This window comes from Streptomyces sp. HUAS 15-9 (assembly GCF_025642155.1).
GTDB lineage: Bacteria > Actinomycetota > Actinomycetes > Streptomycetales > Streptomycetaceae > Streptomyces.
On record NZ_CP106798.1, the window covers coordinates 3656844 to 3672318 of the forward strand.

Genomic DNA, 15475 nt, shown 5'->3' on the forward strand with positions numbered 1-15475 from the left:
GTGAAGCACGGGGGCACACCCATGTCGTCGGCCGTCAGCCGATATCCATCAGCCGTCAGCCGGTGTTGCGCAGGCCCGCGGCCACGCCGTTGACGGTGAGGAGCAGGGCCCGCGACAGCAGCGGGTCGGGCTGTTCGCCGGCGGCCGCGGCGTCGCGCTGGCGCTTGAGCAGGGTGACCTGGAGGTAGGAGATCGGGTCCAGGTAGGCGTCACGGATGCCGAAGGTCTGCCTCAGCGCCGGTGTGGCGTCGAGGAGTTCCTTCTCGCCGGTGATGCGGAGCACCTCGGAGACGGTCAGTTCGTGTTCGGTGCGGATGGTGTCGAACACGTGCCGGAGCTGGTCGGGGACGAGGGTGTCGACGTAGTGCTGGGCGATCCGCAGGTCGGTCTTGGCCAGGGTCATCTCCACGTTGGAGATGAAGTTGCGGAAGAAGTGCCACTGCCCGTGCATCTCGTCGAGCACGGTGTCCAGGCCCGCCTCCCGCAGTGCCTTGAGTCCGGAGCCCACGCCGAACCAGCCGGGGACGATCTGCCGGGACTGGGTCCAGCCGAACACCCAGGGGATGGCGCGCAGGCCGTCCAGTCCGGCGCCGGAGTCGGGCCGCCGGGAGGGGCGGGAGCCCAGGTGGAGGTCGGCGAGCTGGTCGACGGGGGTGGAGGCGAAGAAGTACGCGGGCAGGTCGGGGTCCTCGACGAGCCGGCGGTAGGCGTCGTGGGCGGCGTCCGAGACGACGTCCATGGCGGCGTCCCAGCGGGCCAGGGCCTCGACCGACTGGCGGGGCGCGGTGTGCAGGGCGGAGGCCTGCAGGGTGGCCGCGACGGTCAGTTCCAGGTTCTCCCGGGCGAGGGAGGGGATGAGGTACTTGTCGGAGATGACCTCGCCCTGCTCGGTCACCTTGATCTCGCCCTCCAGGGTGCCCCAGGGCTGGGCGAGGATGGCGTCGTGGGAGGGGCCGCCGCCGCGGCCGACGGTGCCGCCGCGGCCGTGGAAGAGGCGCAGCCGGACGCCGTAGCGGTGGGCGACGTCGCGCAGTCGGCGCTGGGCGCGGTGGATCTCCCACTGGCTGGTGGTGATGCCGCCGAACTTGGAGGAGTCGGAGTAGCCGAGCATGACCTCCTGGACGTCGCCGCGCAGCGCGACCAGGCGCCGGTAGGACGGGTCGGAGAGCATGTCCTCGAGGATGGCGTCGGCGGCCTTGAGCTCGTCGGTGGTTTCCAGGAGGGGGACGATGCCGATCTTGGCCCAGCCGGCGTGCAGGTCGACGAGGCCGGCCTCGCGGGCGAGGACGGCGGCGGCGAAGACGTCGTCGGCGCCCTGGCACATGGAGATGATGTAGGACTCGATGACCTCGGGTCCGAAGACCTCGAGGGCCTTCTTGACCGTCTGGAACACGCCGAGGGTCTTCTCGCCGGCGGCGTCGACGGGGGCCGGGGTGGGGGCGAGGGGCCTGCGGGAGCGCAGTTCCTTGGCGAGGAGCCTGGCCCGGTACTCGCGGGGCATGTCGGCGTAGCGCCAGGATTCCTCGCCGAGGCGGTCGAAGAGCTGGCCGAGGGCGTGGTGGTGGGCGTCGGCGTGTTCGCGGACGTCCATGGTGGCGAGCTGGAGGCCGAAGGCGGCCAGGGTGCGGATGATGCGGGCGAGCCGGCCGTCGGCGAACAGGCCGCCGCGGTGTGCGCGCAGGGAGGTCTGGAGGATGCGCAGGTCGGCGAGGAGTTCGGCGGTGCCGAGGTAGTCGCGGCCCGGCTGGTGGGGGGTGTCCTTGGCCAGGCGCTGCTTGGTGTTGGTGAGCTTCTGGCGGATGCAGGTGGCCTTGAGCCGGTAGGGCTCCTCGGCGTTCAGGCGCTTGTAGCGGGGGCTGATCTCGGGCAGGAGGTCGAGGTCGGTGCGCAGGGACTCGAGGAGTTCGTCGGTGGCGCCGGTGTAGCGGATGGACTGGGAGAGCAGGCCGCGCAGCTCGTCGATCATCTCGGTGGCGTCGTTGATGCCGTGTTCGTGCTGGAGGATGAGGACTTCCCAGGTCACGGCGGGGGTGACATTGGGGTTGCCGTCGCGGTCGCCGCCGATCCAGGTGCCGAAGGTGAGCGGCCGGGTGTCGTCGGGGAGCCTGACGCCGACGCGCTCCAGCTCGGCGGTGAGGTCTTCCAGGACGTCGCCGACGGCGTTGGCGTGGAGTTCGTCGAGGTAGTAGATCGCGTTGCGGGCCTCGTCGGCGGGTTCGGGGCGTACGACGCGGAGCTCGTCGGTCTGCCAGACGAGGTCGATGTTCTCGGCCAGGCGGGTGTCGTGGCGGCGGCGGTCGGCCTCGATGACCGGGGCTTCCAGGAGCGCGGCGATGCGCCGGAGCTTGTTGAGGACCGAGCGGCGGGCGGCCTCGGTGGGGTGTGCGGTGAACACGGGGCGGACGTTGAGGTGCTGGACGGTCTGCCGCAGGTGTTCGGGGTCGGCGTCCTTGAGGCGGTCGGCGGTGCGGGCGAGGAGGCCGCCCTCGGCGGCGCGCCGGGCGCGCAGTTCGCGGCCGCGGTGGACCTGCTCGGTGACGTTGGCCAGGTGGAAGTAGGTGGAGAAGGCGCGGACCAGCTTGGCGGCGGTCTCCAGTTCGGTGCCGCGCAGCAGCTCGGCGGCGGCCTCTCCGTCCTCGCGGGTCAGGCGGCGGACCTTTTCGACGAGCTCGAGCAGCTCGGGGCCCTCCTGGCGGACGAGGGACTCGCCGAGGAGGTCACCCAGTCGCCTGATGTCGGCGCGCAGCTCACTGCTGGTCGTGGTGGTCTGGTCGTCGGCACTGCTCACAGGTGCGGCTCCTTGCAGTGTTGAAGCTCATCTGGAGGGAACCCGGGTGTCTGCCGCGCGGCGCGTGCCGCATACGGGCCGGACATCCGGGAAGGAAACAGAGCGGACCGCGCTGTCCGACCGACTCCAAGGATAGGTGTCCATGGGGACGCGCTGGCTCACGGGCTCTTGTGGCCGGACACCGCGCTGCCATACTTACGTCGCCGTAGGTTACGGAACCGTAGGGAAGTCTGGGTACAGTCCCACTAGGTCGCCGCGACCCGGCACCCCCCTTCACCCTCGACCCCACAGGGGACGCCCATGACCACGAGTTCCGATGTGATCGATGACGCCCCGCAGGCGACCGGTCCGATCCCTTCCGCCACGCTGGGCGGTGAGCAGAAGCGTTCGATCGAGCAGATCACGCTGCTGCTGTTCATCATCGTGCCGTTCCTCGCGCTGGTGGCCGCGGTGCCGCTGGCGTGGGGCTGGGGGGTGAGCTGGCTGGATCTGAGCCTGCTGGTGTTCTTCTACTTCCTGGGCTGCCACGGCATCACGATCGGTTTCCACCGCTATTTCACCCACGGTTCGTTCAAGGCCAAGCGGCCTCTGCGGATCGCTCTGGCGATCATGGGGTCGCTGGCGGTGGAGGGTCCCCTGGTGCGCTGGGTGGCCGACCATCGCAAGCACCACAGGTTCTCCGACGCGGAGGGTGACCCGCACTCTCCGTGGCGGTACGGCGAGACCGTCCCGGCGCTGATCAAGGGTCTGTGGTGGGCGCACATCGGCTGGATGTTCGACGAGGAGCAGACGTCGCAGGAGAAGTACGCGCCGGATCTGATCAAGGACCAGGCGATCCGGACGATCTCCCGCCAGTTCGTGTACTGGACGGTGCTCTCCCTGGCGCTGCCGCCGCTGATCGGCGGCCTGGTGACGATGTCCTGGTGGGGCGCGTTCACGGCGTTCTTCTGGGGGTCACTCGTGCGGGTGGCGTTGCTGCACCATGTGACGTGGTCGATCAACTCGATCTGTCACGCGGTGGGCAAGCGGCCGTTCAAGTCGCGGGACCGTTCGGGCAACGTGTGGTGGCTGGCGGTGCTGTCGTGCGGCGAGTCCTGGCACAACCTGCACCACGCCGACCAGACCTCGGCGCGGCACGGTGTGGAGCGGGGTCAGCTGGACTCGTCGGCGCGGATCATCCGCTGGTTTGAGATGTTCGGCTGGGCGTACGACGTCCGCTGGCCGTCACGCTCGCGTATCGATTCTCGCCGTAACACCGGGGAAGACGGCTCTGGGCGGGGGGCCAAGGCCGCGAAGGCGGCATGATTGACGCCGTGGCGACCGACTCCAGCACCCCCAGTACCGAAAAGCCGCGGCGAGCGCGCCGGACCCGTATGACCGGTGCCGAGCGCCGCCAGCAGTTGCTCGAGATCGGTCGCACCCTCTTCGCGGCGAAGGGCTTCGAGGGCACGTCGGTGGAGGAGATCGCGGCGAAGGCCGGGGTCTCCAAGCCGGTGGTGTACGAGCACTTCGGTGGCAAGGAGGGGCTGTACGCGGTGGTGGTGGACCGTGAGATGCGTCGGCTGCTCGACATGGTGACGAGCAGCCTGACGGCCGGCCATCCCCGCGAGCTGTGCGAACAGGCGGCGTTCGCGTTGCTGGACTACATCGAGGAGTACACGGACGGTTTCCGCATCCTGGTCCGTGACTCTCCGATCCCGCAGTCGACGGGTTCCTTCGCGTCGCTGATCTCGGACATCGCCACCCAGGTGGAGGACATCCTGGGCCGCGAGTTCAAGTCCCGCGGCTTCGACCCGAAGCTGGCGCCGCTGTACGCGCAGGCGCTGGTCGGGATGGTGGCGCTGACCGGCCAGTGGTGGCTGGACGTGCGCCGCCCGAAGAAGGCGGAGGTCGCCGCCCACCTGGTGAATCTCGCGTGGCACGGGCTGGACGGGCTGGAGCCGAAGCCGCGGCTGATCGGGCACCGCAAGAGCTGACGCGCGGTGTGTGATCACCCGTTGTGGTGACCTTTGTCGGTTCCGGCGACTACCGTGGGTACTCAGGCCGAAGAATCCCGCTCATGGGAGGAATCACCATGACTGCCGAGCCGAGCAGCGCACACGACTTCGAGCCCGGCATCCACCTGCCCGTGCCGCCACCCGAGGGCTTCACGGTCGACGACCTGTTCACACTGCCGCACCTCCCGCCGCACACCGAGTTGATCGACGGGAGCTTGTTCTTCGTGAGTCCGCAGCGGGATTTCCACAGCATCGTGATCGACCTGCTGGTAGCCGGCCTGCGCCGTGCAGTCCCGAGTGGCCTGAAGGTGCGTCGCGAGATGACCGTCGTCCTCGATCGCCACAACGCGCCTGAACCCGACATCAGTGTCGTGCGTGCCGATGCCTTCACCGGACGCGAGCAGACCCGGTATCACTCCGAGGACCTGGTACTTGCTGTCGAGGTCGTCTCCCCGGACTCCGAAGCCCGGGACCGTGACTACAAGTCCCTGAAATACGCGGCCGCCGGTATCCCGCACTTCTGGCTGGTCGAGATGGCAGAGGGGAATCAGCACCCGGTGGTCAGGACCTTCGAGCTGAACCCGTCCAACAAGGCCTACGAGCTCACTGGTATCCACCACGACAAGCTCGAACTCTCGGCGCCGTTCGATATCGACATCGACATCACCTCTGGCGCGCTCGACGAGCTGTGACCGGCTCCAGGAACTCCAGCCGGTTCCCCACCGGATCCTCCGAGTAGAAGCGGCGGTGGCCCGGGAGATTGCCGTCCCAGGTCACCGGTGCCGTACCCGCGGCCAGCCGGGCCGCGTACGCCTCGATGTCCGTCACCCGCAGCCCCGGGTGGGCCTTCTTCGCGGGCCGGAAGTCCTGCTCGATGCCCAGGTGGAGCTGGACGGAGCCCGCCTGGAACCAACACCCGCCGCGCGCCGCGAGCGCGGGCGGTTTGGGGAGTTCCGTCATACCGAGGACGTCGACGTAGTACGCCCGCAGCAGGTCCTCGGAGCCGGGCGGGGCGGCGAGCTGGACGTGATCGACGGCGGCGAGCATCAGCCCTCCTTGTGGGCGACGGCGAACAGCCGGCGGAACGGGAGCACGGTGCCGTACTCCTGGCTCGGATACGCCTCCCGCAGCAGGTCCCGGTATTCGGTGACGAACGCGTCCCGGGCCTCCGGGTCGTCGGCCAGGACGGTGAGGGCGGGCCGCAGTCCCGTCCCCTTGACCCAGTCGAGGACGGGGTCCTCGCCCCGCAGGACGTGGAAGTACGTCGTCTGCCACACGTCGGTGGCGCAGCCGAGGCGGGCGAGCCGGTCGAGATAGACGCCGGGGGCGTGGACGGAGTCCTCGTGGCGCAGGACGTCGGCGAGGCGGGCCTTCCAGCGGGGTGTGGCGGCGAGCTCGCGCATCAGGGCGTGCAGCGGGGCATCGATGTTGTCGGGGACCTGGAAGGCGAAGGTGCCACCCGGTTCGAGGGCGCTGATCCAGGCGGCGAAGCGGTCGGCGTGACCGGGCACCCATTGGAGGGTGGCGTTGCTGACGATCAGGTCGTACGGCTCTCCGGGCGTCCAGGTCCGTACGTCGGCATGGGCGAAGTCCAGGCGGCCGCCGCCGCAGGTGGGCCCCTCGTGGTCGACGTGGGCCTTGTCGAGCATGTCGGGCGAGTTGTCGTAGCCGGTGATGTACGCGGCGGGCCAGCGTTCTGCGAGCAGGACGGTGACGTTGCCGGGGCCGCAGCCGAGGTCGGCGATGCGGGGCCGGGTGCCCGGCAGGTCGGGGATGCGGGCGAGGAGGTCGGTGAAGGGGCGGGCGCGGTGACCGGCGTGCCGCAGGTACTGGCCGGGGTCCCAGGTCGGCTTAGTCATGTCCTCCACTCTCCCCGGGCACATATCTCGATGTCAAGAGACTTGAAATCAAGAGACTTCATGTCGACACAACCACTACACTGATCGCCATGGAGGACGAGGTCGATCGGCTGGTCGCTGCGTGGCGCCGGGAGCGCCCGGACCTCGACGTGGAGCCGCTCGAAGTGCTGAGCCGGGTGAGCAGGCTGGCCCGGCACCTGGACCGGGCGCGTCGGCTGGCCTTCGCCGAGCACCAGCTGGAGCCCTGGGAGTTCGACGTGCTGACCGCGCTCAGGCGCGCGGGGGCGCCGTATCAGCTCTCGCCGGGACAGTTGCTGACCCAGACCCTGGTCACCTCGGGCACGATGACGAACCGCATCGACCGCCTGACGAAGAAGGGCCTGGTGGAGCGGCTGCCCGACCCCAGTGACCGGCGCGGGGTGCTGGTGCGCCTGACGGAGGAGGGCCGCGACCGCGCCGACCAGGCGCTGGCGGGGCTGCTGGACCAGGAGCGGGCGATCCTCGGAGAGCTCTCCCGTGCCCAGCGGGGCGAACTGGCGGCTCTGCTACGCCAGTTGACCGCCCCGTTCGACAACTTCCCCGGCTGAGGGACCTACCGGGCGGATCAGGCCGGAGACGCGGGGTCTGGCACGCACATCTGCCGCGTTGTCGTCACTCGCCGACGCGCCGCGTCGACTCCCTCCTCCGCCTTGCAACTGCACGCACCAGACCCCGCTCACCGGCACTGATCAGGCGCTGTTGGTTTCCTCCGGCCTGATCCGCCCGGCAGACCCCAGGTCCACCGGCCCCACCCCGGCCCGTCGCGCGAGCGCGACCGCGGCGAGGGTGGAGTGGACGCCCAGTTTGCCGAGGACGTTCTGCATATGGGTGCGCACGGTGTGCGGGGAGAGGAACAGGCGTTCGGCGACGGCCTTGCGGCCGAGGCCCGCGACCATGCAGCGCAGCACCTCCCGCTCCCGCGGGGTGAGCGACTCCACCAGCCGCTCGCTCTCGGTGCGGTGCTTGCGGGCGGCCGTCAGCTCCCGCAGTACACCGGTGAGCAGGGCGGGCGGGAGGTGGGTCTCGTCGCGCAGGACGCCCCGGATGACGTTGAGCAGCCGCGACAGCGAGCAGTCCTTGGCGACCCAACCCGAGGCACCGGCCTGCAGGGCCAGGGCCGCGCGCCGGGGGTCGTCCTTCTCGGCGAGGACGACGGTCCGTACGCCGGGCTGTGCCGAACGAACGCCCGCGACCAAGGAGATGCCGTCGACGAGCCCTTCCTCGTTGCCCTCCTGCACGGGCACGGCCGGCCGCGCGCCGGGCACATGGCCGCCCAGGTCGGCGTCGAGGAGCAGCACGTCGTAGCGGCGGCCCTCGGTGGCCGCCCGCTCCAGACAGCGCAGTGCGGCCGGACCGCTGCCGGCCGCGGAGACGTCGACGTCGGGCTCGGCGGCGAGGGCCGCGGCGAGCGACTCGGCGAAAATGCGGTGGTCGTCGACGACCAGGACTCGGATGCGAACCATGTAACCCCCTTCCCCAAGCTCCAGCAGGAGCAGGGGAGACCCCATCGCCCGGAGAACGCCGACCGGCGCGGGTACGACTCCCACGAGTAGGGTGACGCGAACCGCACGGCCGCCGCCGTGCAGAGACTGCTACCCCCACCGCGGGCGTCGTACCCGACTGTCTCGCCCCCTGATCGGCACCGGCCCCCACCGGTGCTGTTCATCAGCGTACGGCCGGGGGCCCGGAGCGGAAGGCTATTTGCAGAACTGGCTGTCCAGCGCGTTTATGGTGTGGTGCATGTTTCGTATTGAGACGGAAGTCGACAAAGCGAGGCGCGATCTTCTTCGTTCCCGGCTGCTGGACACCAACACGGCCGCGTCCCCCGTCCTGGCGGCACTGCGCGGCACCCCGGCCGAACGGGAACTCCCGCTGCACGTATGGGCCCTGGAGGAGAGCGAAGAACTGGCGGGCGGACTCGTCGGCCACACCTGGACGACCTGGCTGCACGTGACATACCTGTGGGTCGCCGAACGCCACCGCGGCTCGGGCCTCGGCTCCCGGTTGCTCGCGGAGGCGGAACGCATCGCCCACCAGAACCGCGGCTGCCGATCGGCACGCCTGGAAACCTGGGACTTCCAGGCACCGGAGTTCTACAAGAAGCAGGGTTACGAGGTGGTGTGCGTGATCCCCGACTATCCGCCGGGGATCACGGAGTACACGCTGACGAAGCGCCTGTCCTGACGGAGGCTCACTTGCTCGGACCCGGCAGGGGCGGAGGCGCCGGCGGCCGGGGAACGAGGGGCGGTGCCGGGGCCGGTGGTGGCGGGGGAGACAACAGCGGCTCGCCAGGGCCGCAGCGCCTCGCTGAGCGGCATGTGCATTACCGGGCCACTGCCAAGTACCCCGCGGCACCAGGGATTTTTGCTTGATCCGTGAGCTGCGCGTCTCAGGAGGGCACGCCGAGAACGATCGCACCGGCTCGCTGCGCGTCGATCGCGTGCGGAGCCGGTGCGGTTGTGCAGTTGTGCGGGTTCGCTGGAACCGGGGCTGTCAGATCAGTCGGCGTGCTCCCGCCGATGGCACCGCCTCGAACACGCGCGGAGCCGTGAAGGCCGCCGTCGCGAAGGACTCTTCGATCGCCTTGGTGAGCGTGTCGACGTCCGCGGTCTCCGTGAGGACGATCGCCGAGCCGCCGAAGCCGCCGCCTGTCATGCGGGCGCCGAGGGCGCCTGCGGCCAGGGACGTGTCGACGGCCAGGTCCAGTTCGGGGCAGGAGACGCGGAAGTCGTCGCGGAGCGAGGCGTGGCCCTCGGTGAGGACCGGGCCGATCGCCCGGGTGTCGCCCGACTCCAGGAGCGCCACGACGCGTTCGACGCGCTGATCCTCCGTGACGACGTGGCGCACCAGGCGGCGCACCTCGTCCTCGTCGCCCAGCCGCGCCAGCGCCGCGTCCAGGTCGGCGTAGGGAATGTCCCGCAGCGCGTCGACGCCCAGCAGCGCCGCGCCCTTCTCGCAGCCCGCCCTGCGCTTGCCGTATTCGCCGCCGCTGTGGGCGTGCTTGACCTGGGTGTCCACGACGAGCAGGCGCAGGCCCTCGGCCGCCAGGTCGAAGGGGATCTGCCGCTGGGAGAGGTCGCGGGTGTCGAGGAACAGGGCGTGGCCCTGCTCGCAGCAGGCCGACGCGGTCTGGTCCATGATCCCGGTGGGGGCGCCGACGTAGACGTTCTCGGCGCGCTGGCACAGGCGGGCCAACTGCCAGCGCGGCAGGCCGAGTTCGTACAGGTCGCCCAGGGCCAGGGCGATCACGACCTCCAGGGCGGCCGAGGAGGACAGGCCGGCGCCGGTCGGGACCGTCGAGGAGAGGTGGATGTCGGCTCCGGTGACCGGGTGGCCGGCCTCGCGCAGTGCCCAGACCACGCCGGCCGGGTACGACGTCCAGGTGCGGTCGCTCTCGGGGGCGAGGGTGTCCGAAGAGAGCTCGACGACGCCGCCTTCGACGTCCGAGGAGTGCAGCCGCAGTACCCCGTCCGTGCGCCGGGACACCGCGGCCGTCGCCATGTGCGGCAGCGCGAACGGCATCACGAAGCCGTCGTTGTAGTCGGTGTGCTCGCCGATCAGGTTGACCCGGCCGGGCGCCGACCAGACGCCCTCCGGTTCGGCGCCGTACAGCTCGGCGAAGGCCTCACGGACCTGCTGTGCCCCCACTACTGCTCCCTTGCGATCTTCTGTGCGAACTCCCAGGCGTCCGCGACGATGGCGGCGAGGTCCGCGCGGGACGGGTTCCAGCCGAGGCGCTCGCGGGCGGCCCGGGCCGAGGCGACCAGGACGGCGGGGTCGCCGCCCCGGCGCGGGGCCACGGCCTCGGGGATCGGGTGGCCGGTCACCTGTCGGACGGTCTCGATGACCTCGCGGACGGAGAAGCCCTCGCCGTTGCCGAGGTTGCAGATCAGGTGCTCGCCGGGCCGCGCGGCCCCCAGGGCGAGCAGGTGGGCCTCGGCCAGGTCCGCGACGTGGATGTAGTCGCGGACACAGGTGCCGTCCGGGGTCGGGTAGTCGTCGCCGAAGACGGAGATCGCGTCGCGGCGGCCCTGGGCGACCTGGAGGACGAGGGGGATGAGGTGCGACTCGGGGTCGTGCCGCTCGCCCTGTGCGCCGTAGGCGCCGGCCACGTTGAAGTAGCGCAGCGACACCGCGCCCAGACCGTGGGCGGCGGCCTCGCCGCTGATCATGTGGTCGACGGCGAGCTTGGAGGCACCGTAGGGGTTGGTGGGCCGGGTGGGGGCGGTCTCGACGATGGGGACCTGCTCCGGCTCGCCGTAGGTGGCCGCGGTGGAGGAGAAGACGAGCTTGCGGACGCCGGCCTCGCGCATCGCGCCGAGCAGCGCCATGGTGCCGCCCACGTTGTTGTCCCAGTACTTCTCGGGCTTCACGACCGACTCGCCGACCTGGGAGAAGGCGGCGAAGTGCAGGACTCCGTCGTAGGAGGGGTCGAGCCACTTGGCGGCGTCGCGGATGTCGCCCTCGATGAAGGCGGCGCCCGCGGGGACGCCCTCGCGGAAGCCGGTGGAGAGGTTGTCCAGGACCGTGACCTCGTGGCCGGCCTCCAGCAGGTGCTGCGCGACGACGCCGCCGACGTAGCCCGCGCCACCGGTCACCAGATACTTGCCGCTCATGAACTCGCTACCTCTCGCAGTCGCTGGGCCGCGCGTTCCGGCGGCACGTCGTTGATGAACACACTCATGCCGGATTCGGAACCCGCGAGAAACTTCAGCTTGCCGGAAGTGCGGCGGATGGTGAAAAGCTCAAGGTGGAGCGCGAAGTCGTCACGGCTGACCCCTTCGAACTCCTCCAGTTGGCCGAACGGCGCCTGGTGCCAGGCGGAGACGTAAGGCGTCAGAGGCTCACCCGCAGAGCTTTCCCCTCCATCCCCCCCATCGAAGATCCGGTCGAAGCGCCTCAAGAGTTCCAGATAAACCTTGGGGAACTCTGAGCGTGCCGCCTCGTCGAGCGCGAGCAGATCGGGGACGCGGCGCTTGGGGTACAGGTGGGCCTCGTAGGGCCAGTGCGCGGCGTACGGCACGAAGGCCACCCAGTGTTCACCCTCAAGGACGATCCGCTCACCGGTGAGCTCCTTCCCTATGAGGGTGTCGAAGAGGTTGGCGCCGCCGGTGGCCTCCTTGTGTGCGGCGAGGGAGTTCAGCATCAGGGCGGTGCGCGGGGTGGTGAAGGGGTACGCGTAGATCTGGCCGTGCGGGTGACCGAGCGTCACGCCGATCTCCTCGCCGCGGTTCTCGAAGCAGAACACCTGCTCGACGGAGGGGAGGTGGGACAGCTCAGAGGTCCGGTCCGTCCACGCGTCGAGGACGAGGCGCGCCTGCTCCTCGGTGAGGTGGGCGAAGGACGCGTTGTGGTCGGAGGTGAAGCAGACGACCTCGCAGCGGCCCGAGTCGCCGGCCAGTGACGGGAAGCGGTTCTCGAAGACGACGACGTCGTACGACGAGTCCGGGATCTCGCTGAGGCGATGGCCTGCCGACGGGCACAGGGGGCACTCGTCGGCCGGGGGGTGATAGGTGCGGCCCTGGCGGTGCGAGGCGATCGCGACGCGGTCGCCGAGCAGCGGGTCGTGGCGGATCTCGGCGGTGGTCACGGTGGGGTCGAGGGGGCGCCGGTCGACCGCGTCGCGCACGGCGTCGTCCCGCAGGTCGTAGTAGATCAACTCACGACCGTCGGCCAGTCGAGTCGAGGTCTTCTTCACTGCGGACTCCCTATCCGAGCCACCTACAACCTTCAAACAGAAACGAACACACCAAAACACAACTCACCACGACAGTCAACATCGCAATCAAACAGAGTGGATGAGCGGACGTGTTCAATAACGGAGTGCAAATCCCCACATATGCCCTCACACAGGCCCCAGAGCATCTGGCAGCCGAGCTGCGGCTCCCCACGAACGGGCTGGACTACACGATCCTCGCGATCTACTTCGCCGTCGTCCTGGGCATCGGCTTCGCGGCTCGCCGCTCGGTGAAGACCACCCTCGACTTCTTCCTCTCCGGGCGTTCCCTGCCCGCCTGGATCACCGGACTCGCGTTCATCTCGGCCAATCTCGCCGCGACCGAGATCCTCGGCATGGCGGCCAACAGCGCGCAGTACGGTGCCTACACCGTCCACTGGTACTGGATCGGCGCCATCCCCGCCATGGTCTTCCTCGGCCTGGTGATGATGCCCTTCTACTACGGCAGCAAGGTCCGCTCGGTCCCCGAGTTCCTGCTGCTGCGCTTCGACAAGTGGGCCCACCTGCTGAGTTCGATCCTGTTCGCCTTTGCGGCGATCCTGATCGCCGGTGTGAACCTGTACGCCCTCGCGATCGTCGTCGAGGCCCTGCTGGGCTGGCCGCAGTGGGTGGCGATCGTGGTCGCCGGCTTCTTCGTGCTCGCCTACATCACCCTCGGCGGGCTCTCCTCCGCGATCTACAACGAGGTGCTGCAGTTCTTCGTGATCCTGGCGGCCCTCATCCCGATCTCCGTGCTCGGTCTGAGGAAGGTCGGCGGCTGGAGCGGACTGAGCGACAGGCTCACCGCGCTGCGCGGCCCCGACTTCGTCACCGCATGGGGCGGCACGGGCATCGGCAGTCCCAACCCGCTCGGCGCGAACTGGCTGACCATCGTCCTCGGCCTCGGCTTCGTGCTGTCCTTCGGCTACTGGACGACGAACTTCGCCGAGGTGCAGCGCGCCCTGTCCGCGAGGAACCTCTCCGCCGCCCAGCGCACCCCGCTGATCGCCGCCTACCCGAAGATCTTCATCGTCTTCCTGGTGATGATCCCGGGCCTGGTCACCGCCGCGCTGGTGCCGGACATCGGCACCAAGAGTTCCGGCCTCCAGTACAACGACTCCATCCCCTACCTGATGCAGGAGCTGCTGCCCAACGGCGTGCTGGGCATCGCGGTGACGGGTCTGCTGGCGGCGTTCATGGCCGGCATGGCGGCCAACGTGTCGTCCTTCAACACGGTGTTCACCAACGACATCTGGTCGAAGTACGTGATCCGGCACCGCGAGGACGAGTACTACGTCCGCTTCGGCCGCCTGATCACGGCGATCGGCGTGGCGGCCTCCGTCGGCACAGCGTTTCTGGCGTCCTCGTTCTCGAACATCATGGCCTACCTGCAGACGCTGTTCTCCTTCTTCAACGTGCCGATGTTCGTCGTCTTCATCGTCGGCATGTTCTGGAAGCGGGCGTCGGCGAAGTCCGGCTTCTGGGGGCTGCTCGCCGGCACCGTCACGGCGATGGTCAACTACTTCGTGATCTACAAGCGGGGCATCATCGGCATCCCCTCCGACCAGGGCGCCAACTTCGTCTCCGCGATCGCGGGCTTCGTGGCCGGCGCGGTCGTCATGTCCATCGTCACCCTGTTCACCGCGCCGAAGCCGGCCGAGGACCTGGAGGGCCTCGTCTACGGCACCCGCTCCCCCGGCACGGCCGAGCCGCCCGCCGCCGGCGACGACGCCTGGTACCGCAGGCCGGCCCTGCTGGGCTGGGGCGCCGTGATCCTGGCCGCCGCCTGCTACATCCCGTTCTCGTTCTGACCGCGGGAGAATGGAGAAACCATGTCCGACGAATACGGATACTCCGGCTATTCCGAGCGGGACCTCCAGCGGGAAGTCCTCGATCTGGAGCACAAGTCCACGACCGCCGCCCGCATCTTCGACCTGCGCCGGATCATCGGCGTCCTGTTCGTGGTCTACGGGATCATCGTCACGATCGCCGGCATCACCGCCTCCGACGCCGAGATCGCCAAGGCGCAGGGCGTCAACATCAACCTGTGGACCGGCATCGGGATGCTGCTGCTCGGCCTGTTCTTCCTGGCCTGGCTGAAACTGCGGCCCACCCCGCCACCGCTCCCGGACACCGCCCCGGACGACAAACCGCACGAGTGACGCCCCGAGGGGCCGGAGTCCGTACCGCTCCGGCCCCCGAGGCGCGGGGGACGGCACCCCCTAGGAGTTCGGGTGCGCAGCCGACGCGTTCGTGACCGGTCCCGCCCTGTCCAGCAGCCCGGTCCGGGCCGCCAGGGCCGCCGCCTCCAGCCGGGAGCCGACGCCCAGCTTCATCAGGACCCGCTGCACATGGGTACGGGCCGTACTCGGGGCGATGCCCATGCCGACCGCGATCAGCCGGGTGTCCTCACCGTCGGCGACCCTGACCAGGACCTCCACCTCCCGCGGGGTGAGCAACTGCAGCAGGCGCTGGCCCTCGTCGTCGGGCTGGGCGGCGGGGTTGAGGAGCTCGCTGAAGGCTCCCTGCAAGAGCTGCGGGGCGACGGCCGCCTCGCCCGCCCGAGCCTTCATGATCGCCCGTTCCACCCCTTCTATCCGCTCGTCGTGACGCACGTACCCCGACGCACCGGCCGCGAAGGCCGCCGCGATCCCTCGCGGGGACGGCACCGGGCCCAGGACCAGCATCGCGACCTGCGGACGCTCACGCTTGATCCGCACCACCGGATCGAAGGCCCCCGGCTCGGCCGGCGCCGCCGTACCCAGCAGGCACACCTCGGGCGCACGGCTGATCACCAGCTCCGCCGCGCCCGCGGCCGGAGCCGCCGCCGCGAGCACCCGGTGCCCGCGCAGCTTCAACGCCGAGGCCAGCGCCTCCGCGAGCAATCGGTGGTCGTCGACCACCATGAGCCGCACTCCCATAGAGCAACCCCCCAGTCCCCCCAATGGATGCCCCACTATGGATGCCCACTGGTCCGCATGGACAGAGGGCCCCCCGGCACCCCTGCCCTTCATGACCCCGGAAGCTACACGCTTGTTCGACGTCGCGCTGCCCCTACTGATGAGAAGTGCCCCGG

15 protein-coding genes are annotated in these 15475 nt (G+C 69.7%); 7 read left to right on the forward strand and 8 right to left on the reverse strand.

The window, feature by feature from the left end:
- Positions 1 to 55: 55 nt before the first annotated feature.
- Positions 56 to 2788, reverse strand: coding sequence for a phosphoenolpyruvate carboxylase (gene ppc, locus N8I87_RS16680; protein WP_263209626.1), 2733 nt, complete (start codon positions 2786 to 2788; stop codon positions 56 to 58).
- Positions 2789 to 3088: 300 nt separating this feature from the next.
- Between ppc and N8I87_RS16685 the strand changes: the two genes are divergently transcribed.
- From N8I87_RS16685 to N8I87_RS16695, 3 genes are all read left to right on the forward strand, one after another.
- Positions 3089 to 4093: an acyl-CoA desaturase gene (locus tag N8I87_RS16685; RefSeq protein WP_263209627.1), complete on the forward strand. Its 1005-nt coding sequence runs from the start codon at positions 3089 to 3091 to the stop codon at positions 4091 to 4093.
- Complete coding sequence (locus tag N8I87_RS16690; RefSeq protein WP_263209629.1) at positions 4090 to 4764, forward strand: TetR/AcrR family transcriptional regulator; 675 nt, start codon at positions 4090 to 4092, stop codon at positions 4762 to 4764. The genes N8I87_RS16685 and N8I87_RS16690 overlap by 4 nt, the downstream gene beginning before the upstream one ends.
- 98 nt (positions 4765 to 4862) lie before the next feature.
- Positions 4863 to 5477, forward strand: a complete 615-nt coding sequence (locus tag N8I87_RS16695; protein ID WP_263209631.1) for a Uma2 family endonuclease — start codon at positions 4863 to 4865, stop codon at positions 5475 to 5477.
- Here N8I87_RS16695 and N8I87_RS16700 read toward each other — a convergent pair.
- A complete protein-coding gene (locus tag N8I87_RS16700) occupies positions 5449 to 5832 on the reverse strand; it encodes a VOC family protein (RefSeq protein WP_263209632.1) in 384 nt (127 codons plus the stop codon). The genes N8I87_RS16695 and N8I87_RS16700 overlap by 29 nt on opposite strands.
- Positions 5832 to 6644 carry a trans-aconitate 2-methyltransferase gene (locus N8I87_RS16705; RefSeq protein WP_263209634.1) on the reverse strand — a complete coding sequence of 271 codons (813 nt, stop codon included), beginning with the start codon at positions 6642 to 6644 and terminating at the stop codon, positions 5832 to 5834. The genes N8I87_RS16700 and N8I87_RS16705 overlap by 1 nt, the downstream gene beginning before the upstream one ends.
- Positions 6645 to 6733: 89 nt before the next feature.
- On the opposite strand from N8I87_RS16705, the gene tamR reads away from it, so the two are divergent.
- A complete protein-coding gene (tamR, locus tag N8I87_RS16710) occupies positions 6734 to 7231 on the forward strand; it encodes a MarR family transcriptional regulator TamR (protein WP_263209636.1) in 498 nt (165 codons plus the stop codon).
- Positions 7232 to 7372: 141 nt separating this feature from the next.
- On the opposite strand, the gene N8I87_RS16715 is transcribed toward tamR, so the two are convergent.
- Positions 7373 to 8146: a LuxR C-terminal-related transcriptional regulator gene (locus N8I87_RS16715; RefSeq protein WP_263209638.1), complete on the reverse strand. Its 774-nt coding sequence runs from the start codon at positions 8144 to 8146 to the stop codon at positions 7373 to 7375.
- Positions 8147 to 8411: 265 nt separating this feature from the next.
- On the opposite strand from N8I87_RS16715, the gene N8I87_RS16720 reads away from it, so the two are divergent.
- Positions 8412 to 8867, forward strand: a complete 456-nt coding sequence (locus N8I87_RS16720) for a GNAT family N-acetyltransferase (RefSeq protein ID WP_263216510.1) — start codon at positions 8412 to 8414, stop codon at positions 8865 to 8867.
- A 309-nt stretch (positions 8868 to 9176) separates the two neighbouring features.
- Here the strand turns inward: N8I87_RS16720 and galK are convergent, their stop codons facing one another.
- From galK to galT, 3 genes are read right to left on the reverse strand one after another with little or no spacing between them, the layout of a single operon-like run.
- Positions 9177 to 10331, reverse strand: coding sequence for a galactokinase (gene galK / locus N8I87_RS16725; RefSeq protein ID WP_263209639.1), 1155 nt, complete (start codon positions 10329 to 10331; stop codon positions 9177 to 9179).
- A complete protein-coding gene (galE, locus tag N8I87_RS16730; protein ID WP_263209641.1) occupies positions 10331 to 11299 on the reverse strand; it encodes a UDP-glucose 4-epimerase GalE in 969 nt (322 codons plus the stop codon). The genes galK and galE overlap by 1 nt, the downstream gene beginning before the upstream one ends.
- Complete coding sequence (gene galT / locus N8I87_RS16735) at positions 11296 to 12381, reverse strand: galactose-1-phosphate uridylyltransferase (protein ID WP_263209643.1); 1086 nt, start codon at positions 12379 to 12381, stop codon at positions 11296 to 11298. The genes galE and galT overlap by 4 nt, the downstream gene beginning before the upstream one ends.
- Before the next feature lie 125 nt (positions 12382 to 12506).
- Here galT and N8I87_RS16740 point away from each other — a divergent pair, with 125 nt between their 5' ends.
- Positions 12507 to 14210 (forward strand): sodium:solute symporter family protein, encoded by a 1704-nt coding sequence (locus tag N8I87_RS16740; protein WP_263209644.1) that lies wholly within the window; start codon positions 12507 to 12509, stop codon positions 14208 to 14210.
- A 21-nt stretch (positions 14211 to 14231) separates the two neighbouring features.
- On the forward strand, positions 14232 to 14561 hold the full coding sequence (locus tag N8I87_RS16745; protein ID WP_263209646.1) for a hypothetical protein: 330 nt from the start codon (positions 14232 to 14234) through the stop codon (positions 14559 to 14561).
- Positions 14562 to 14621: 60 nt separating this feature from the next.
- Here the strand turns inward: N8I87_RS16745 and N8I87_RS16750 are convergent, their stop codons facing one another.
- Complete coding sequence (locus tag N8I87_RS16750; RefSeq protein WP_263209648.1) at positions 14622 to 15320, reverse strand: helix-turn-helix transcriptional regulator; 699 nt, start codon at positions 15318 to 15320, stop codon at positions 14622 to 14624.
- Between the last annotated feature and the right edge of the window lie 155 nt (positions 15321 to 15475).